We start from the raw sequence: 20838 nt of genomic DNA, 5'->3' as shown, positions 1-20838 counted from the left end.
TAAAGGAGGTTTTAGTATGAGGAAGCTTTTAGGTATCTTAATTTCTCTCTTTCTCCTGTTAACTTTGGCTTTTTCCTATGAAGTAGTGAATCCTATGGAGAAATTAGAGGGAATAAGCAACGATAACACAGGAGCAAAATTTGAATTATCTACAGAATATGTGGCAAGTGGAAAATACTCTATAAAGGTTATTCCATCAGGAACAGCGGACGAGACAAAGATGGCATTTCAAATTTCAGGAGATATTTTATCAAAGTGGGCAGAAAAGGAATCTCTAAAGATCTCTGTCTACATTAAGAAGGATGCAGAAACAAGACCAACAAAATATTTCCTTGGAATGGCGGATGTAACATCGGACTGGCAATGGGTAGATGGAGTATTCTCAGATACTAAATCAAAAGATGGATGGAATGTGGTCGAGTTTAAGCTCTCTCCTAAGATGAGAGAGGTTAAAACCGATGGAAAATATATGCTATACTTCGCCTTCATTTACGAAAAGGATGGAAAGAAAGTTCCAATAAAAGATCCCTTCTATGTAGATAGGATAATTATTGAAAATCCTGATGAACCTCAGGAGACCTACATATGGAGCATGGATTCCTTAGCAGAAATTAAGACCTTTGATAATGACAACACTGGTGCAGTTTTTGAGCTAAGTGATATCTATGTGGCAAATGGTACTAATTCAATGAAGGTAATCCCTAATGGAAAGAGTTTAGAAACAAAAGTGGCTCTTCCTATTCCCAAAAATATGATTGATGCATGGAATCAGGCGGATAAAGTAGTTATGAAGGTTTATATTCCACCAGAGATGAAAACAAAACCAGAGATGTTCTTTATGGGAATGGCGGATGTAACATCGGATTGGCAATGGGTGGATGGAGTATTTTCCCAAACAAAGCCTACTGATGGATGGAATGATATAGAATTTGTACTAACACCTAACATGAAATCTCTTAAGGAAAATGAAAAATACAAGGTTTATCTTGCCTTTGCAGGCTTTGATCAGAATAGGAATAAAATACCTCTTACAGAACCCTTCTATATTGATGGGCTTTATGTAAACTTTGTTGGAGAATACGCCTATATTTGGAGCATGGATACAGAGGATGAGATAAAGACCTTTGGTAATGACAACACAGGCGCCACCTTTGAATTAAACACTGAATATGTAATTGAAGGTAAAGCTTCTATGAAGGTAATTCCAAGTGGGAATAGTGTTGAAACAAAAGTGGCAATGCCTATACCACAGGATAAGATTGAGACATGGAATAAAGGCAACAAGATTATTATGAATGTATATATTCCTCCAGATATGAAGCATAAGCCAGAGATGTTCTTCCTTGGAATGGCGGATGTAACCAAAGAATGGAGATGGGTAGGAGGAGTATTCTCTCAAACAAAGCCTACTGATGGATGGAATGCTATAACCTTTGAGCTTGCAGGAGAGATGACAAGACCAGAACCAGGCGGAAAATACATGGTTTATCTTGCCTTTGCAGCTTATGATGAAAACAGGAACAAAATACCTCTTACAGAGCCCTTCTATATTGATGGACTTTACATGAAGCTTGAGAAAAAGAAGCTTACTCTCGAGGATCTACTTCAGAAGGCAGATCCAGCTATAAAGGCAGAGGTAGCAAGACTACTTGATCTAAGTGATAATGCCCTCTTAGACGAAATACAGAAAAAGACCTTTAGATACTTCTGGGAGGAAGCAAATCCAGAAAACGGGCTTATCAAAGATAGGAGCACTGCAGATTCTCCTTCAAGTATTGCAGCTGTAGGTTTTGGACTAACAGCTATCCCTATTGCTATTGAAAGAGGTTGGATCACAAAGACAGAGGGATACAATAGGGTTTTAACTACTTTAAAGAGCTTCGCAGAAGGAAAAGTGGAAGGATATAATGGTTTCTTCTATCACTTTGTAGATATGAAAACAGGGAAGAGAGTTTGGAACTGTGAGCTTTCCTCTATAGACACAGCCCTTCTTCTTGCAGGAGTAATATTTGTAGGAGAGTACTTCAAAGGGACAGAAATAGAAAAACTTGCGGATAAGATTTATAGAGAAGTCAATTGGCAATGGATGCTTGCTGGTGGAAAGAAACTTTCTATGGGTTGGAAGCCAGAAGGTGGATTCCTCGGAGGAAGATGGGGAGATACCTTTGATGAGGGTCTTCTTGCCTACATTCTTGCTATAGGATCTCCTACATATCCAATCCCTGCATCCTCTTGGGATGAGATTACAAGACCTATAAATGATACTTATATTTCCTATCCTAACGAGGTACTTTTCGTATACCAATATCCTAATATTTGGATAGACTTTAGGAATAAAGAGGATAAATATGCAAACTATTTCAATAATGCAGCAGCTGCAGCAAGATACAACTGGATGTTTACCTTCTTGAGAAAAGGTGAATACAAAACCTACGATGAGGATATATGGGGACTTTCCGCCTGTGATGGACCTGGAGGATACAGAGCCTATGGAGCTTCTGAAGGAAACCATGACGGCACGATAGCACCATACGCATCAATAGGCTCTCTCCCCTTTGTACCAGATCTTGCTATGAAGGCAATAAGAGGGATGCTAAGTAAGTATGGTCCACTAATCTGGGGCAAATACGGATTTGTAAGTGGCTTTAATGTAGATGAAAATTGGTTCTCTAAGGAATATGTAGGAATTGATCAAGGAACAATCATTCTAATGATAGAAAATTACAGAACAGGAATGGTTTGGAAGTACTTTATGAAGAACAAGTATGTACAAAAGGCTATGAGAAAAATAGGATTTACTTATAAGAGGGCGGATTATGCTGTTACTCCATGGTATAAACAACAGTATGAGAAGAAAGCTTTAGAGGCATTACAAAAGGTTGCAGTAGCGATAAAAACTGATACTCCTCCTGTTATTGATGGTCTATTTGAGGAGACATGGAACAAGGCACAAGAGAATGAAGTAACCGAAGATATGAATGTCCCAGGATTTACTAAAGTAGATAAGAAATCTCAGATACTCCATAGCAAGTTCTATGCTATGTGGGATGATAAATATCTGTATCTATTTGCCAAGGTATATGACGAGTATGTAGTTATTAATATTGCACCTAATGACATTGGAGCCTTCTACAGAACAGACTCTATAGAGTTTTATCTCAATCCTCAAATAGCAGGCTCTAATGCAGGAGTCTTCAAACTTGCAGTTCTACCTTTTGATACTGCAGGCAATGTTCAAGCGGTAAGACATGAGGATGCAAAACCTGGAAATATTAAGGATGTAGCACCAGAAGTTAAAGTAGCTTCCAAGAGGACAGATTATGGTTATGACATAGAAGTTGCAATACCCTTTGAATACTTAGGTGTAACACCTCAGGAAGGTTTGAAGCTTGGCTTCTGCTATACCATTCATAACTCCAATAAGAAAGATGCAGCTATTGGAGCCTATGTAAGAGAGAACATGCTTTCTTGGATACCTCTTGGAGATATATGGGCTCATCCAGAACTTTGGGGCACATTGGAATTGAAATAAAAAATAGGGGCAGGTTAATCCTGCCCCAAAATTAGGGAGGTGTAAAAAGATGAGGAAAATAGCTATAATTCTTCTGGTTCTAATGCTTCTTTCTTCTCTTTCCTTTTCCCAAACTAAAACCATAAGAATTTGGGCAATGGGAGAAGAGGCGAAGAATCTAAGTGTAATGACGGATAAATTTACAAAAGAGACAGGAATAAAGGTAGAGGTTCAAGCACTTCCTTGGACTGCAGCTTTCAGTAAGATTTTAACAGGTATTGCAGGTAGACAGCTCCCAGATATGGCTATGATGGGAACCACTTGGATGGCACCTTTTGCTGCTATGGGAGCTTTTGAGGACCTTGGTAAATATATATCAAAATCTAATGTAGTAAAACCTGATAAATTCTTTTCAGGCTCTTGGGAAACAGTTGTTTATGGCGGAAAGGTTTATGGAGTACCATGGTATGTAGATGTGAGAGTTTTATACTATAGAACGGATATGCTTAAGGAGGTAGGATACGAAAAGGCTCCAGATACATGGGATGAGCTTTATGACGCAATTAAGAAGCTTGCCCAAAAGTATGGTCTTGGAAATTGTGGCTTGGGCTTAAGTCCTACAGAAGCTGCCAACTTTATGCCTTTTGTTTGGCAGAATGGTGGGGATGTTATAGATAAGAATAAAAACATTCTTGTAAAGAACCCTGAGTTTGTTGAAGCTCTTGATTTCTATGCAAGATTTTATAGAGAAAATCTTGTGGCAAAAGGTGGAGCCAATGTATTCGTAGATTTTGAATCCGGGCTTCTTCCCATGTTCTTTTCTGGACCTTGGATGGTCTCCATGATAAAGGAGCAGGTTCCTAAGATTACAGGAAAATGGGCAGTTGCTGTAATGCCAAAGAAAAAGACGAGAACATCCTTTGTAGGAGGATCAAACTGGGTAATATTTACCACATCAAAAGAGAAGGATTCTGCATGGAAATTTATAGAGTTTATGTCAAAACCTGAAAATCAGTTGGAGTGGTATAGGGTTTTAAGGAATCTTCCTGCAGTAAAAGAAACTTGGAATAGTCCTGAGCTTGCCAATGATCCCTTTACAAGAGTGTTTGGAGAACAGTTAAAGGATGCAAAATCAACACCAATCGTGCCAGAGTGGGATAAAATTGAATCAGCCTTAGGAAGAAGAGTAGAGGAAGCATGTCTTGGAAAAAGAGATGTAAAAGAGGCTGTAGAACTTTTATATGAAGACCTAAGAAAAGTTTTGAAGAAGTAGGTATTAAAGCCCAGTGGTTATCCACTGGGCTTTTTTTATTTAGGAGGAGGTGTACATGAAAAATACCTTTAAAGAGATAATTTTATTTATTGGACCATCTTTACTTCTTCTTCTAGTTTTTACAGTTCTTCCTGTAATTACTTCCCTTTTTCTAAGCATAACAGATTTCAATGCCTACTCCTTTATGGATTGGAGTAGAACCCAAATCGTATGGTTTCAAAACTTTATTGATGTCCTTCATGATGATCTTTTTTGGAAAGCCGTTTTAAACACCTTTTACGCCTTCATCTTGGCTTATCCTACTACTATATTTTTCTCCTTGCTTTTTGCCTTTCTGCTAAATAGAGAAGAAACTTACTTTAAGAACTTCTTTCGCCTTCTTATATATCTACCTTCAGTAACAAGTACCATAGCTATTGCTGTGGTTTGGTCCTGGATATTGAATCCAAAATATGGACTTCTAAACTGGTTCTTAGGACTTTTTGGCATTCCTCCACAGGAATGGCTTTCTGATACAAGATGGGCAATGCTTGCAGTTGTGTCCCTTGTAGTTTGGAAAGCGATAGGTCCTAACATGCTTCTTTTTATTGCAGGGCTTCAAGGAATACCTGAAGAACTTTATGAGGCTGCGGAGATTGATGGGGCTAATAGATGGCAACAATTTTTGCATATAACTCTTCCCGGTCTTAGACCAGTTCTTCTTTTTGTATCTGTAATGCTTGGAATTGGTTATCTTCAACTCTTTGAAGAACCTTATATGCTTACAGGAGGAGGTCCATTAAACTCCACATTATCCATAGTTTTGTATCTTTACCAAAAAGGATTTAGAGCCTTTGAATTTGGATATGCTTCCTCCGTTGCTTTTATTCTATTCCTTATGATTTTCGCATTAACCTACATTCAGATGAAGTTAAGAATATATCAAGAATAGGGGGCGAAGAAATTGAGGAAAAGAAAAGTAAGTCCCATTCAACAAATATTAGTACATGGATTTCTAATTTTGGCTTCTATTGTGACTGCAACTCCATTCTTTTGGATGATATCCACATCCTTTAAAACACCAAGAGAAATATACACTATTCCCCCCAAATTTATCCCCTCAGAAATCACTTTGAAAAACTACATAGATCTTTTTAAAGGGGTGAATTTTGGGAGACCATTATTAAACACCATAATAATTGCCCTTGTTGCTCCACCTCTCTCTATACTTCTTAATTCTATGGCAGGGTATGCCTTTTCTAAATTTAAATTCAAGGGAAGGGATGCTATTTTCCTAATAATTCTTGCCACTATGATGATACCAGGACAAATGACATTAATACCAACGTATCTTATAGTAAGATTTCTAAACATGTTAAATACCTATAGAGGGATTATTATTCCTGGACTTGTAGGGGCAGGAAGCATATTTTTCTGGAGACAATTTATAAACGGAATTCCCAACGATCTTATAGAGTCTGCCAAGATTGATGGTGCATCAGAACTCCATATTTATTTTAGAATCATTTTGCCTCTTTCTACTCCTTTCCTTGTAACTTCTTTCGTTTTTGCCTTTATTGGTGCATGGAACTCTTTCCTTTGGCCTCTTATCATTGCTACCGATGAGAGGATGTATACATTGCCTGTGGCTGTATCTATAATAGCAGGTCAGTATGGGGAAAATATAGGAACAATTCTTGCGGGTTCTACTGTTGTTGTTTTACCTATTTTGATCGTCTTTTTAGTTGCTCAAAAGTATGTAATAAGGGGTATTGCAATGACAGGCTTAAAGTTCTAATATTTCAATCATAATAAATGGAAAAAAGAGGAAAGGGAGGATGCTATGGTCTCAAGGATAAAGCCATGGGGAAAAGTGGTAGGTTTTGAAAAAAGGGATAAATCACTTTTTGTCTTCGGAGAGGAGGAAGATTTAAGGATTGATGTGCTATCTGAAAGAACTGTTAGATTTCATTATTCAAAAAATAAGAATTGGAATCATAATTATTCTTTTGTCATAGAAAAATTTCCTCCTCTTAAAGATTTTACTGTAACGGAGAAGGATGGAGAAATAGTTCTTTCTACTGCATTTTTAGTTGTAGCCATAAATAAAGAGAAAGGAAAGATAAGTATTTTTGATAAAGAGGGTGATTTAATCCTCTCTGATTATGAGAACTTAGGGTATGGAAGATTTAAGAATAAGGTATTTTCATATAAAGAATTGAGAAATGAAGAGGCATTTTTAGGATTTGGAGAAAGGGTGGGAGGTCTAAACAAGAAGGGAAAAAGATTAATAAATTGGAATACTGATGATCCCAATCATTATCCTACGACAGATCCTTTGTATCAGTCCCATCCATTCTTTATTGCCTGGAATCCCAAAAAAAGTTATGGAATATTCTTTGACAACACCTTTAGAAGTTATTTTGATATGGGGAAAGAGAGTAATAAATACTACTATTTTTATGCAGAGAATGGAGAATTAGACTATTACTTCTTTTATGGACCAACTCCTAAGGATGTGATAGAGGAGTATACCTATCTTACAGGAAGATACTATCTTCCACCTATTTGGGCATTGGGATATCAACAGTCCAGATGGAGTTATGCCTCAGAGGAAGAGGTAAGGGAGATTGCTAAAAACTTTAGAGAAAGAAAAATTCCCTGTGATGTAATTTATCTTGATATAGATTACATGGAGGGATTTAGGGTATTTACCACGAGCTGTGAAAGATTTCCAAACTTTGAAAAGATGATTAATGATTTGAATAGGGAAGGTTTTAAGATTGTAACTATAATAGATCCTGGCGTAAAAAGGGATGTAAATTACGATGTTTATAAAGAGGGGGTGGAGAAGGATTATTTCTGTAGAAGATCTGATGGAACCGTATATATTGGACATGTTTGGCCTGGAGAGTGCGCCTTTCCCGATTTTGTAAGAGAAGAGGTAAGGGTATGGTGGGGAGAAAAACAAAAAAGCTTGATTGAAAAGGGAGTCTCTGGGATATGGAATGATATGAATGAGCCAGCATCCTTTGAAAATGCCTCCGCTTTTTGGGGAAAAACCCAAGATCCAGAAGAATCAAAGTACTATTTAAAGACCTTCCCTCAAGATGTGCTCCATGGAAAAGGGGATAGATTTACTCATGACGAGATCCACAATGTGTATGGTCTTTTGATGGCAAAGGCAAGCTTTGAAGGATGGAAGAGGGCAAGACCCAATTTACGCCCCCTAATAATTACAAGGGCTGGCTTTTCTGGAGTGCAAAAATATTCCTCAGTATGGACAGGAGATAATAAAAGTTGGTGGGAGCACCTTTATATGTCCTTTCCTATGCTCCAAAACCTTGGTATATCAGGGGTACCATTTATTGGGGCTGATGTAGGAGGCTTTGGGGAAGATTGCACAGAAGAGCTTTTTATAAGATGGATTGAGGCAGGCATTTTCTATCCCTTCTTCCGAAATCATTCCGCTATTAATACAAGAAGACAGGAGCCATGGTCTTTTTCCGAGGAGGCGGAGAAAATAGCAAGAAAATATATAACCCTTAGGTATCAACTTATACCTTACCTTTACTCTCTTTTCTGGGAAGCAAAGGAGAAGGGTATTCCTCCTTTGAGGGCTCTAATCTTGGAATATCCAGAGGATAAGGAAGCAATTCATAATGATGATGAGTTTATGCTTGGAGCACATCTTTTAGTGGCGCCCATATATAGGGAGGGGGCAAGAGCAAGACTTGTTTACCTTCCTCATGGAGAATGGTATAACTTCTGGACAGAAGAAAAATTAGAGGGACCAGCTTATATATCTGTATCATCCCCTATAGAACTTATTCCTATTTTTGTAAAGGCAGGAACCATTCTTCCTCTCTGGAAAAGCCAAAATTATGTAGGAGAAGAAAAACAGGATGTTTTAGAATTAAGGGTTTTTCCAGGAGAAGGAGAATTTATATATTATGAGGATGATGGAGTAACCTGGGATTATGAAAAGGGAAAATTCAACTTAGTAAAGTTCTCCTTGAAAAAGGAAGGTAATTTAAAGATAGAGTATATCCATAAGGGTTATCAATCAGAAAGAAAAATATTTAGGATAGTTCCTCTGAAGGGGAAAGTTATAGAGATAGAGGATAATGGAAATATTGAAATAATCTTAGAGTAGAGACTTTAAATTTAGGGATAGTCTTTTTAGACTATCCCCTTTTTTAATATTCAAAGCTTCTTCTAAAAATAGTTTTAAAGATTAGCACGATAAAGATCATTACTATTCCTAATAGTATATAGGATGCAGATGATGCCGTGCTTAAATCAAGTCCCATAAAGGTCTGTCTATATACGTAGTAACTTAGAACATCTGTTGCAACCCCTGGTCCCCCTCTGGTAAGAATATAAACTAAGTCAAAAGTTCTAAAGGCAAAAATGATTCTTAGGGTTATAGCAGCAAAGATTACTGGTTTCATAAGGGGAAGGGTGATATAGAAGAACTTTTGTATTTCAGAAGTGCCATCAATCTCAGCAGCCTCAAAAACATCAGTAGGAAGAGAAACAAGCCCTGCTAAAAGCATCAATATCATAAAGGATACCTGTTGCCATATATCTACTAAAAGAACAGACCAAAAGGCATTATTTTTCTCTCCCAAGAAATCTATAGGAGAAAGACCTATCTTTTCTAAAAGAAAGTTTATTATTCCCAGGTTAGGATGTAGGAGCATTTTCCAAATAAGAGCTACAGCAACAGGAGACATAACCATAGGAATTGTAAGAATAGTATAGTATACTTCTTTAAAAGCAATATCTCTATTTAGCATTAATGCTATAAGGAAACCAATAGAAAACTCTAAGGAGACAACCAAAAAGACGAATTTAAAAGTAACCCATAAAGAGTTCCAAAAGTATGGGTCTGAAAAAATCTTTAAGTAATTTTTAAAGCCCACAAATTTATTGAATCCTGGTTCTATAAAGGTATAGTTATAAAAACTAACAATAAGAGAAAAGGCTAATGGAAATATAATAACAAGAAGCAATATGGATAGAGAAGGAAGAAGGAAGAAAATTCCTGCTCTCTTTTCTGCTCTTTTTAGGGGGGAGAGGTTCCCCTCTCCCCCTTTTTTCTTAAAAATTTTCACGCTCATTTCTTTCTCAAACCTGCCTTTACAGCCAATTGATCTAATTCTTTGGCAGCATCATCTAAAGCCTTCTTTACATCCTTTTCACCTGTTGCTGCTAAGGAGAGTTCTCTTCCTACTATCTCAATCATTTCTGCAGAATATTGAAATTCAGGGACTGGTCTTGCAGTTTCTATAACCTTCATAACTATTTTATATTCTGGATATTTCTTTAAAACATCAGGATCTTTAAAGACATCATATCTTGTTGGAGCTCCTCCCATTAATGCCCTCTTCTTTGCTATTTCAAAAGATTCAACCCATTCTATGAACTTCCATGCTGCTTCTTTTCTTTCCTTAGGTAGATTCTTAGGAATTGCCCATCCCCAACCACCATTTAAACCACCTTTCCCAGGAACTGGGGCTATTGCAACCTTTCCTGCTACTACCGACTTTTCAGGATCTTGAAGCTGAGGAAGCATCCACCAATAAGTTATATAGCTGAATGCCTTACCTTGCGACATTACCCTAAAGGCATCATCCAAATTAAAGGAAAGAGCACCTAATGGAGCTGCATTCTTTAAACAATCAATATATAAATTTGTGGCTTTTACTCCAAGATAATCATTGATTGTGGTTTTCCAATTCTTATCATAATAGCTTCCGCCCAAGGCATATAGATAATTGGTCCACTCCATTACTATTGGATCTCCTCTTTGGGCTTGCATAGCGGAGCCATCAATTCCGAAATACTTTTTCAAAAACTTTGCAAGGTCCACATATTCATCTAATGTCTTAGGTAGAGTTAAGTCTTTCTTTTTAATCTCTTTATATTTTGCCTTTATCTTCGGATCATTTAGGATATCGGTACGATAGATTAAAGCCATAGCATAGTTATACATAGGAATCATATAAAGTTTGCCCTTATAATAGCCAGTCATTTCCAATGAGGAAGGTATATATACTGAAAGATCAAAATTGCTTCTCTTAACATACTCATCTAAAGGCTCCAACCATCCTGCTGCTGGAAACTCTCCTGCCCAGTAATTATCAACTTCAAGAACATCATACTGGCAGTTAGGACTCATAAGTTGTGGTACTAATTTTGGATGCATATCTGAGTATAAAATAGTCTCAAACTCTACTTTAATTCCTGTCTTTTTTTCAAAATCTGGAAGAAGTTGTTGGATAATGTGGGTCTCGGGAACATCTTCCATTAGCATGTGTAAAGTGATACCTTGTGAGAAGGAAAATCCAATTATTAATAGGGAAAAAACTAATGAGATAAGGAAATATTTAAGACCCTTTTTCATACTTTCTTCCTCCTTTTTTGATTATTTTATTTTTCTTAAAATTACTTAATATATTTACCACCTCCCTTCATTTTACTTTATGGCACCAAAGGTAAGCCCTCTGACTAAATATTTCTGCATAGAAAGACCAATTAGGAGCATGGGTAAAATTGCAATAATTACCCCTGCTGAGACATTACCAATCCTTACACCTGCAGAGGTTTGGAGAGCTGCCAAAGCCACAGGAATAGTGGATGTTTTTCCACTTGATAACACTAAAGCAAAAAGGAATTCGTTCCAACTTATAATAAAACCTAAAACAGCTCCTGCCATAATTCCTGGTGCTGCTAAAGGAAATATTACCCTTATAAAGGTTTGGAGTCTATTTGCCCCATCTATGAGAGCTGCTTCTTCCAAATCCTTAGGAATTCCTTCAAAATATCCCATAAGCATCCATAAAAGGAAAGGAATATTAAAGGCAAAATATGATAAAATGAGACCACTAAGGGTATTAACTAATTTTAAGCTTCTAAATAGGGTGAAAAGAGGGATAACTATAACTATGGGTGGAAGCAGATCGGTGCCTAAAATTAGAAATTGTGTTATACTTCCTCCAGGTCTATACCTTACTATGGCATAGGCTCCTGGTGCAGAGAAAATTATTGTTAAAATGGTAGATACTATAGAGACTATTAAACTATTAACTATATTTCTACCAAATTTGTTGCGATTAAAAAGATCTTTGTAATTGTCCGAGGTTGGGGAGAAGTTAAGTTTTGACTGATAAGCTACAACCTCTGGAGCAAGGGATGTTCTAAATACCCAAAAAATTGGGAATAAAATAGCAAGGGAGAAAACTATTAAAATTAAATGAGCAAATACATTCCATTTTTTCTTAGAACTCAATTTTTTCATCTTTAATTTTCACTCCCTTAAAAAGAGTTAATTTGAATGTACTATTTAGAGCGTACACTGTATTTTTCACAGCATCTCTAAAGGATAATAAAATACACTTTGTATCTTTTTTCCCTAAAATCTCCTCCAGTGAGCTTAACGGATTTTCAGAATACTTAATTAGATTACTTCTTCCTTTTGAGGCTTCTTTATATATCTCATGATAATTCCTCAGGGCATTCTCCCAGAATCCTAAAGGCAATCTGAAGGCATAGATATCATATATAACTTGTGAAATAAAGGAAGCTATATTAGATGGTATTTCGTATGGGATATAATGGGAAAGATCTAAATCTTTAATATCTTTATCCCAATATAGTTTAACTATGACCTGATCCAAATAGGCTTCTATTGCAAGATGATCCTCCATAGAATCAGAATAGGATTCAATTATAGGATGGCACATCTTATCAAGATTGAAATGGGATAGATATCCTATATAAAGAGGTAGAAATTCTGATTTTGATAACATAATTTTTAAGAAATCTTCATAATATCCGTGCATTTTTTCCGAAAGATCTGGATATATAAAGCTTATTATGTCTGGTCCTTGGGAACCAAAGTATAAAAGTTTTTTCTCCATGTCATCCAACTTTAATTTAAAATTCTTTGCTACTAAATCTGCACATATAATATGAGCATATACATCCGGCATCTTTAAAACTCCTTACTTAAATTTTCTTCCTATGATAGTTATGGAAGTAAAGGCAAGAAGAGAGATATACACAAGAAAGGCGGTCATGGCACTTGCAACTCTGAAATCATCTCTAAGTTGTTGGAAAAGAACCAAAGGAAGAGTTCTTGTGTTAAAACCTGCTACCATGCTTGTTACTTCGAACTCTCCAAAAGATATGGCAAATACAAGAAGAGAGCCCGAAAGGATTCCAGGCATTATATTAGGTATTATTACGTGTCTCATTCTTTGCCAAAAATTTGCACCCAAACTTGCTGCTGCTTCAGAAAGTGTAACCTCATCTATAGTTCTAAGGGCTGCATCAACATTTCTAAACATAAAGGGAAATCCTAAAAGAGAATGGGCAATTATAACCATATAGATTGTGCCTGAAATTTGTAATGGAGGCTTATTGAAGCTTTGGAGAAGCCCCAAACCTATAATTAATGGAGGAAATATCAAAGGTAGAATAGAAAATAACTGTCTAAACAAATATTTTAATCTTTGGTTTGGGATATGGTTAATTCCGTAAACACCAGGAACTACAACAATAATATTCAGGATAACAGCACTTATAGCAACTATTAGTGAGATGGTTAAAGATGGCGTAATCTTTGGGTTATTATACAAGAAAGAATACCATTTTAAAGTAAACCCTTGTGGAAAGAGCCCTTGCCAGAAAACACTAAAGGAATAAATAATTGGCATGGATAATGGGATTAAAACATAGGAAATTGCTAATAAAACTATTATATAGTCCAGAAATCTACTTTTCATATTTTATTCCCCTTTTAATTTTTTCTCAATTTTCATGAAGATATAGAGAGTAATATAAATGGTTAAGCCCAAAAGAATGGCTAACGCATTTGCCTGAGGAATGTTAAAATTACTTTCCGAGGCGGTAGACCAGATAAGAAGAGAAAGTAGAATCTTAGAAAGACCTGTTAGAGCAAGGGCAGTTCCAAAGGCTCCCATCATACTTGCAAAAACTAATGCTGTTGCAGCTACAAATCCAGGAGCTAAATTGGGAATTATAACATGAATCCATGTTTGTATTCTATTAGCACCAAGATTTCTTGCAGCCTCTACTAAACTTATATCCAAATTTCTAAATATACTTATCATTGTTATAGAGAAAAGAGGAATGTTATAAAAAGCGTAGACAACCAAAAGTCCCTCCCATGAATAGAGATTGAAATGTAGAAATTCTAATCCTAAAAGAGAGACAAGAGTATTGTATATTCCAGATCTACCCAAAAGCACCATAAAGGAGAAAGCAACTACAAGTCCTGAAAGGGTCATGGGAATTGAAAAAATGGACCTTATGGTATCTATACTCTTATCAGAAAGTCTAAGAGAGATCCACCCTATTAAAGATCCAAATATGGCGGAAATTAGCGTAGAACTTCCTGCAAAAAGGATAGAATTTTTTAATGCATTAATATACTGAGGATAGGTAAAAACATTTTTCCAGTTTTTCAAAGTCCATTCATTTGTCCACTGCGTTTTAAAACTATTTACAAGTATATTTATGTATGGATAGATGATAAAAAGCAATATAAATATAACTATTGGAGAGAGAAGAAATATTAATAATGATTTTTTTAACATAATTCTAAAGGCCTCCTTAGAAAAATAAGGGAGGGGAAAAATTCCCCTCCCAAACTTCTGATTATTTACCTCCAATCACTTTGTTATAGTATTCTTGAAGTTTTGGAGTTATTTCTGCATCTTTGGTATAATTTACAAATACTACTTTCTTGTAAGCGGATGGAGGTAGTAATTTATCTTTTAATCTCTCAGGTACAGGAATATTAGGTATAATTGGAGTTACATATCCTTCATAGAATAATGATTGCCCATACTTTGAGAAGATAAATTCCATGAATAACTTTGCTGTATTTGGATGGGGAGCATTCTTTGCCATAATTATTCCTCCACCAGAAGCAACAGTTCCATCTTCAGGAATTACAATTTCTGATGGAACCCCTAACTCATTCTTCCATTTCATTAAGTTATAGTCAAAGTTGACTAATATTCCTGTTTCTCCTCTTTGGAATTTTGCCACTTCTACCTTAGGTTCCACAGAAAGTACAACTCCCATATCGTGTAGTTTCTTCAAAAAGTCTATTCCTGCTTGATAGTTATATGGATCACCACTTACTGCGTATGATATTGCTTCTACTGTATTTACTCCTGTTCCTGTAGCTCTTGGGTCAAGATATTCTAACAATCCTTTATATTGAGGGTCCAGTAGATCTTTCCATCTTCTTGGAACTTTCTTTACAATAGTTGTATTAACAATGAAGCCTAAGGTTCCTCTATATCCAGCTTGCCATACACTGCCATTATCTGCTTGTCCCCTCTGATTTGAAGGGATTAGGTACCATAAACGAGGCTTGTAGTTGGAAGTTAATCCTCTTTTTGCCAATTCTTGAGCAAGAGATGGCTTCAAGTCTGCAATATCATTCTTGCTTGCATTTTCTTCTGTCATTCTTGCAAGTACTATGGAGCTTCCCATATCAATGTCTGAGTGCTCTATCTTAAATAATCTCTTAAACTCTGCAAATATTCCTCCATAATTTGCCCATATATCGGGCATACCATAGGAGAAAATTACTCCTCCTTCTTTTATAGCTTTCTCCCAAAGAGCACGAATGATAGGAGTATTTAACTCCTCAGGTAGATCTTTTGAAATCTGATCCCACGTCCATTGTTGACCAGAGGAACTAAAAACAATGAGAGAAACTAATAAAATGGTAATTAATATTAGCTTTTTCATTTTTCCTTTTCCCTCCTTTTTTATTATTTTGAAGCTCTAAACGGAAAATTTCCATTTTTTTCTATATCACCCCCCTTACTCTTTTTCAAAAATAATAGTGGAGCTTGGAGAGAAAACTACATAAAGATCCTCAGATATATTTACCCTTGAAAATTCTTCGGGTCTCATGTCTATAGTGAATACTTGATTTTCTGGGAGTTCCAGCTCTACTCTTACGATGGAACCTATAAAGTTAACCACAGTTATTTTTCCAGGTATAAATATATCCAAAGAATTTGAAACTCTATTACTTAGATAGGCTCTTTCAGGTCTTATAGCAACAAGGACCTCTTTATTTTTCAAATTCTTAATTTTTTCATCTTTGAAAGCAAAGAATTTTCCTCCTAATATTATTCCATCCCCATTTTCTGATACTTTACCATTAAGAAAGTTCATGATACCTACAAAATGTGCCACAAAAGGATGGGAAGGATTATTATAAATTTCTGTTGGTGTACCCACCTGATATATAACTCCATGATTCATAACTGCGATCCTATCAGAGATGGAAAGGGCTTCTTCCTGATCATGGGTAACATAGACCATTGTTGTTCCAATTTTCTGCTGTATCTTTTTTATTTCAACCCTAAGTTCTAATCTCACCTTTGCATCTAAGGCTGCTAAAGGCTCATCCAAAAGTAAAACTTTAGGCTCTCTTGCTAATGCTCTTGCAAGGGCAATTCTTTGTTTTTGCCCTCCTGAAAGTTCTGTAATTTTTCTTTTTTCAAATCCTGGAAGCTTAACTAAATCTAAAAGCTCTTTTACTTTTCTATCTATCTCTTCTTTTGGTTTTTTGGCAATATTCATGGGGAAAGCAATATTCCTTTCCACGTTCATGTTTGGGAAAAGAGCATAATTTTGAAAAACCATTCCTACCTCTCTCTTTTCAGGAGAAATATTATTAGCAATCTTTCCAAAGATTTTAATAATACCGCTATCCGCCCTTTCAAAGCCTGCTATTATTCTTAAGAGAGTAGTTTTTCCACAGCCACTGGGACCAAGTAGAGTAACAAGCTCACCCTCCTTAATCTCTAAGGATACATTATTTACTGCAGTAACCTCTCCAAAACGCTTTGTCACATTAATAATCTCAACTGCATTTTGCATTTTTCTCCACCTTCTAATTTAGAATTAATGCATACAGGCTCCACCTGTTACATTTATAGCCTGTCCTGTCATAAAGTTTGCATCTTCTGAAGCTAAGAACAAAACAACCTTTGCTACATCTTCTGGATAACAAAGTCTCCCAAGGGGGGTCTGTTTTATATACTCCTCTCTAACTTTTTCAGGATCGTCAATACCTCTTAGTTTTGCCTCCCAAACTACTTCCCTATCCTGCATAGATGTTTTAACAAATCCTGGACATACTGCATTAACATTAATCCCATATGGAGCTAACTCTTTAGCTATAGCTTGGGTAAATCCTACTACTGCAAACTTTGATGCTGAATAGTGAGCAAGAAGAGGTGCTCCTATCTTTCCTGCCATAGATGCTATGTTCACAATTTTTCCATTTTTTCTATCCATCATATGGGGAACTATGTGTTTTGTGACTAAAAAAACTCCCTTTGCATTAACATTCATATTAAAGTCCCATTCTTCCTCCGTTAAGTTCCAAAACCAATTCATAGTGGAAACTCCTGCATTATTTACTAAGATATCAATGGTACCAAAATCTTTAATAGCCTGTGCTACTACTTCCTTGACCATAGCTTCCTTTGTAACGTCGAGTTGATAAGTCCTTATAGTAGTGCCAAATTCTCTTAGTTCTTTTGCTGTCTCCTCTAATTTTTCAAGATTTATATCTGTTAGGGCTAAATTTCCTCCTTCTTTAGCAAAGGCTGTTGCGATTGCTTTTCCTATTCCTTGAGCTGAACCTGTAATAAAAATATTTTTATCTTGAAATCTTTTCATATTTATTTCCCTCCTGATATCTGATAAAGTTTTTGATAAAAAGGTTTTAGAATAGGATATAAATCTCTATATATCTTGTAAAATTCCTTATATTTCTCGTGATTCTCTGGATTATAGATCACTTTCTTTGATTCTTTTAAGAATAGATCAATGTCTTTCCAGTCCTTAAATAAGCCTATAGCTTTTCCTGCTATAAAAGCAGCGCCCAAAGATGAGCCAGGATGGTTTTCTATGTAAATGGCATCTTTCCCTATGACATCAACTATAATTTGTCGCCATAAAGTATTCTTTGCTCCACCGTTTGATATAAATACTCTCTTAACGGAGAAGCTAAGTTCCTTAATCACTTCTACGTGATGCAAAAATCCATAGGCTACCCCTTCTAAGATTGCTCTGAATATATCCCCTATATTATGGTGAAGTCCAAGCCCCAAAATTACTCCTCGAGCAATGGGATCAAAGATTGGTGTTTTCTCTCCTAAGAAGTAGGGAAGAAGAATTAAACCATTGGAACCAATACTACTATTTTCTGCAAGACTTGTAAGATCATCATAGGATAGCTCTTTAACAAAATTATTCTTGAACCACTTTACTATCGATCCACTGGAAGCCATACATCCATTAAGTACAAATTTGGAAGGGATATCGTGATAATCAATAAAGAGCCTCTTATCTATGGTTAATCTATCAATAACAAAGAGAATATCTCCTGCTCCACCAATTTTTAGTAAAAGATCTCCTTCTTCTCTTAGTCCCATTCCAAGAGCGGAAGCAATATGATCTGCAGAACCTGCTATTACAGGTATTCCTGGAATAATATCTTTGGTCTCTCCAATAATTTGGATAGGCTCATACACAGGAGGAAGCATCTCTTCTGGAATTTCTGCCTTTTCCAAAATCTCTTTATACCATCTTCTTTCCTTTATTTCCCATAAACCACTTTCCAAAGCCCAATTTAATTCTGTATGGATTACGCCTGTAAGTTTATAGGATATAAAATCGTAGGAGCCCATTATATATCTTGCTTTTGCAACGTTTTCAGGTTCATTCTTTTTTAGCCAGAGAAATTTAGGAAAAATTACCTGCTGATTTATGGTATTCCCCGTTACCTCAAAATATTTTTCTTCATCAATAATTTTTTTGAAGTACTCAATCTCTGATACAGCCCTGGCGTCATTTTGTTGAATAGAATATCTTATTGGATTCCCTTCTTTATCTAATAATATAAGGGTGGGAACCATACCTGAAACTCCTATTGCTCCTACTTTATCCCTGTAATTGGTACTTTTTAGCTCTTCCAAAATGGAAACCACATTGTTCCACCACTTTATAGGATCCTCTTCTGCAAATCCTGGTTTTATAGATATCAAGTCACATGGTCTATAGGATTCCCATACAATAGATCCCTCTTCATTAATCAAAATAGCCTTCACTCCTGTGGTTCCAATATCTATACCGAGAACTAAGTTCCTCATCTTAACCCCTCAACAATATCCATTAATCTTTTAACTCTCTCTTTATCTATAGGGTTCCATGTAATTCCATCCTTTTTTAGGCTTGTTCCAACTATAGCTCCATCCGCAATACTTAAAAGTTCTTTGGCATTTTCTGGTTTCAACCCAGTATTAACAAAGACTGGAACATCCTTAACTTTTTCTCTCACCCTTTGAAGCATCTCAATAGATGGGGCAGAGCCTGTTCTTGGACCTGATATTAAAATTACATCCGCTAAGGATGAAAAAACTACGCTTTCTGCTATTTCTTCTATGGGTCTTCTATCTAAGTTGTATGCAAATTCTGCAGAAATATTGAAAAAGATGGCAATATTATTAGCATCAATTAATTTTCTATATCTATATACTTCGCCTACATTCGTATTCCAAAGTCCCATATCTGAGACGTAAACTCCTGTAATAATTTCTCTAACAAAGGAAGCCCCTACTGCCTTTGCAAGAGATATAGCAGCTATAGGGTCCCAAAGAACATCAACACCAAAGGGAACTTCTATTTCATCTATAATTTCCCCTATTACTCTTGCCATTACAGCTACAGTTATATAGTCTGATTCCAATTTATAAGGTCTGTTATTTTCGTTACAAAACATAATGGCATCAATTCCACCCTCTTGAAGGCTTCTTACATCTTCCCTCACCCATTCAATAATGTGTTTTAATCCTTTTGAGTCATCATAAAGAGGAGAACCAGGAAGTGGTGGGAAATGAGCCATTCCAATAATCACCTTTTTCTTACCAAAAATTTTTTCAATATCCATGACTTATCTCCTTTCTTTAAAAAATTATTTTTATATTTTTCTCTTTAAGAATTTTCATTACATCCTCAGGTAATTCTCTATCTACAATAATTCCTTCAAATGAACTCAGATCAGCAATTTTAATAAAAGCAATCTTGCCATACTTGGTATGATCCGCAATAAGATAAGTTTTTATAGAGCTTTTGATAATAGCCCTTTTTACTCCTACTTCAAACATAGACGCATTATAAGTACCTTCAATGTCCCAACCATCTGTAGCTAAAAACCCTTTTTCTGCTCGAATTTCAGATAAATACTTTGTAGCCATCTCCCCACCAATACTAAAATATCCAGGTCTCACTTCTCCTCCTACTAAGATTGTTTGTATCGATGGATATCTTGCAAGTTCTTCTGCTATCTTTACATCTACAGTCACAATCTTTAATCCCTTCATTTGGGCTAATTCTTTCGCAAGATAATAACAGGTAGTTCCAGAGTCTAAAATTACTGTATCTCCATCTTCTACCAAACTGGAGGCAAGCTTTGCTAATTTCTTTTTTTCCTCTACCCTTTGGGAAAGTTTGATGTCAAACATAGGTTCTAATCCTATTTTTTCTAAGGAGTAAATTACTCCCCCATGAACCCTTTTCACAGGAAGATTTTCTTCTAAAGAGAGTTTATATAGGTCCCTTCTTATGGTTGCTTCAGAAACTTGTAAGATATTTGCCAAATATTTCGTAGATGCATTTCCTTCTGCTCTTAAGATCTCCAATATTTTTGAAAGTCTCTCATTTTTATTCATTTGCTCACCTTTCAAACATATTTATGTTCAAAAATTGATTGCTTTACGCTCATTTTAAAACAAAAAATGATTGTTGTCAAGAAAATTTTTTTTGATTTAGGAATGAATTTGCTTTAAAATTTTTTGCTAAAGGAAATAAGCTAAAATAATGTAATATGAGGATGAGAACGATAGATATTAATGAAAGAAATAGAGAAGAAAAAAAGAAGGGGAAAAGAGGAAGGTATTTGGAAATATAAAGCAAGCATTAGGGAGTTATGAGCCTACAA

At 35.8% G+C, this 20838-nt stretch carries 17 protein-coding genes; 5 read left to right on the top strand and 12 right to left on the bottom strand.

All coding sequences use genetic code 11. The annotated features are described in order from the left end of the window. The first annotated feature begins 16 nt into the window (after window positions 1-16). The 5 genes from CBR30_07275 to CBR30_07255 all read left to right on the top strand — a co-directional run bounded on the left by CBR30_07275 (window position 17) and on the right by CBR30_07255 (window position 8919). The gene (locus CBR30_07275) at window positions 17-3532 is read left to right on the top strand and encodes a hypothetical protein (protein ID PMQ01156.1); all 3516 of its coding nucleotides are present in this window, start codon (window positions 17-19) and stop codon (window positions 3530-3532) included. A 49-nt stretch (window positions 3533-3581) separates the two neighbouring features. Next, complete coding sequence (locus CBR30_07270; GenBank protein ID PMQ01155.1) at window positions 3582-4784, top strand: ABC transporter substrate-binding protein; 1203 nt, start codon at window positions 3582-3584, stop codon at window positions 4782-4784. Between the two features lie 55 nt (window positions 4785-4839). Further along, the gene (locus CBR30_07265) at window positions 4840-5715 is read left to right on the top strand and encodes a sugar ABC transporter permease (protein PMQ01154.1); all 876 of its coding nucleotides are present in this window, start codon (window positions 4840-4842) and stop codon (window positions 5713-5715) included. 105 nt (window positions 5716-5820) lie between these two features. Further along, the gene (locus CBR30_07260; GenBank protein PMQ01191.1) at window positions 5821-6561 is read left to right on the top strand and encodes a sugar ABC transporter permease; all 741 of its coding nucleotides are present in this window, start codon (window positions 5821-5823) and stop codon (window positions 6559-6561) included. A 45-nt stretch (window positions 6562-6606) separates the two neighbouring features. Next, window positions 6607-8919, top strand: coding sequence for an alpha-glucosidase (locus CBR30_07255; protein PMQ01153.1), 2313 nt, complete (start codon window positions 6607-6609; stop codon window positions 8917-8919). A gap of 43 nt (window positions 8920-8962) precedes the next feature. On the opposite strand, the gene CBR30_07250 is transcribed toward CBR30_07255, so the two are convergent. The 12 genes from CBR30_07250 to CBR30_07195 all read right to left on the bottom strand — a co-directional run bounded on the left by CBR30_07250 (window position 8963) and on the right by CBR30_07195 (window position 20569). Continuing rightward, a complete protein-coding gene (locus CBR30_07250; GenBank protein PMQ01152.1) occupies window positions 8963-9889 on the bottom strand; it encodes a sugar ABC transporter permease in 927 nt (308 codons plus the stop codon). Then, entirely contained in the window at window positions 9886-11175 is a 1290-nt protein-coding gene (locus tag CBR30_07245; protein ID PMQ01151.1) for an ABC transporter substrate-binding protein, read from the bottom strand. Before CBR30_07245 ends, CBR30_07250 begins: the two co-directional genes overlap by 4 nt. Window positions 11176-11247: 72 nt before the next feature. Further along, window positions 11248-12069 carry an ABC transporter permease gene (locus tag CBR30_07240; GenBank protein PMQ01150.1) on the bottom strand — a complete coding sequence of 274 codons (822 nt, stop codon included), beginning with the start codon at window positions 12067-12069 and terminating at the stop codon, window positions 11248-11250. Then, window positions 12050-12763, bottom strand: a complete 714-nt coding sequence (locus CBR30_07235; GenBank protein ID PMQ01149.1) for a hypothetical protein — start codon at window positions 12761-12763, stop codon at window positions 12050-12052. Before CBR30_07235 ends, CBR30_07240 begins: the two co-directional genes overlap by 20 nt. Window positions 12764-12775: 12 nt before the next feature. After that, a complete protein-coding gene (locus CBR30_07230) occupies window positions 12776-13558 on the bottom strand; it encodes a hypothetical protein (protein ID PMQ01148.1) in 783 nt (260 codons plus the stop codon). A gap of 3 nt (window positions 13559-13561) precedes the next feature. Beyond that, the gene (locus tag CBR30_07225) at window positions 13562-14392 is read right to left on the bottom strand and encodes a hypothetical protein (GenBank protein PMQ01147.1); all 831 of its coding nucleotides are present in this window, start codon (window positions 14390-14392) and stop codon (window positions 13562-13564) included. A gap of 61 nt (window positions 14393-14453) precedes the next feature. Beyond that, window positions 14454-15563, bottom strand: coding sequence for a hypothetical protein (locus CBR30_07220; GenBank protein PMQ01146.1), 1110 nt, complete (start codon window positions 15561-15563; stop codon window positions 14454-14456). A gap of 75 nt (window positions 15564-15638) precedes the next feature. Then, window positions 15639-16709: a spermidine/putrescine ABC transporter ATP-binding protein gene (locus CBR30_07215; protein ID PMQ01145.1), complete on the bottom strand. Its 1071-nt coding sequence runs from the start codon at window positions 16707-16709 to the stop codon at window positions 15639-15641. 24 nt (window positions 16710-16733) lie between these two features. Beyond that, window positions 16734-17516, bottom strand: a complete 783-nt coding sequence (locus tag CBR30_07210; GenBank protein PMQ01144.1) for a 3-ketoacyl-ACP reductase — start codon at window positions 17514-17516, stop codon at window positions 16734-16736. Window positions 17517-17518: 2 nt separating this feature from the next. Continuing rightward, window positions 17519-18991, bottom strand: coding sequence for a carbohydrate kinase (locus CBR30_07205; GenBank protein PMQ01143.1), 1473 nt, complete (start codon window positions 18989-18991; stop codon window positions 17519-17521). Then, window positions 18988-19788, bottom strand: a complete 801-nt coding sequence (locus CBR30_07200) for an SgcQ protein (protein ID PMQ01142.1) — start codon at window positions 19786-19788, stop codon at window positions 18988-18990. Before CBR30_07200 ends, CBR30_07205 begins: the two co-directional genes overlap by 4 nt. A 16-nt stretch (window positions 19789-19804) precedes the next feature. Then, window positions 19805-20569: a DeoR family transcriptional regulator gene (locus CBR30_07195; GenBank protein PMQ01141.1), complete on the bottom strand. Its 765-nt coding sequence runs from the start codon at window positions 20567-20569 to the stop codon at window positions 19805-19807. Between the last annotated feature and the right edge of the window lie 269 nt (window positions 20570-20838).

Origin of the sequence: Dictyoglomus sp. NZ13-RE01, from assembly GCA_002878375.1 — a bacterium.
Taxonomy (GTDB): Bacteria; Dictyoglomota; Dictyoglomia; order Dictyoglomales; family Dictyoglomaceae; genus NZ13-RE01.
Note: the sequence above shows the minus strand (reverse complement) of the source record. Positions and strands in the feature narration are given on the sequence as shown.